At 68.3% G+C, this 590-nt stretch carries 1 protein-coding gene; it reads left to right on the top strand.

Features of this window, described 5'->3' with window-relative positions; all coding sequences use genetic code 11:
* Positions 1-590, top strand: a 590-nt coding sequence (locus ABD225_RS18600; protein WP_344089200.1) for a transposase, incomplete at both ends; no start/stop codon positions are given.

Consider the following 590-nt stretch of genomic DNA (forward strand, 5'->3'; position numbering starts at 1 on the left):
GTCACGATCGACCTGTCCGCGTCCTACCTGCGCGCGGTCACCGACGCCCTGCCGAACGCGGTCGTCGTCGCTGATCGTTTTCACCTGGTGCGGCTGGCCAACAACATGGTCACCGAGGTCCGTCAGCACGCCACCCGTGATGTGCGTGGCCGCCGCGGACGCAAGCGTGACCCCGAGTGGGCCGGGCGCCGCAAGCTCCTCATCGGCCACGAACGCCTGGACCCCACCGCGTTCGCGAAGCTGTGGAACGCCCTGATCGACGCCGGCGACCCCGGCATCGAGATCCTGCACGCGTACACCGTCAAGGAGAACCTGCGAGCCCTCCTGGCGCTGTCCGGGACCAACCCCGAACGCTCCCTCATCCGCGACCGGCTCTGGGCGTTGTACGAGCAGGCCGCCACCTCGACCTCGCCCGAGGTCCACCGGTTCGCTGCGACCATCGAGCAGTGGTGGCCAGCCATCGAGGCCGCGATCGTCACCGACTACTCCAACGCCAGATCCGAGGGGTACAACCGCCTCGCGAAACACCAAGGCCGCAACGCGTTCGGCTACCGCAACGTGCACAATCATCGCCGCGCCATACGCTGGGC

It is taken from the genome of Nostocoides veronense, from assembly GCF_039531185.1.
GTDB classification, from domain to species: Bacteria; Actinomycetota; Actinomycetes; order Actinomycetales; family Dermatophilaceae; genus Nostocoides_A; species Nostocoides_A veronense.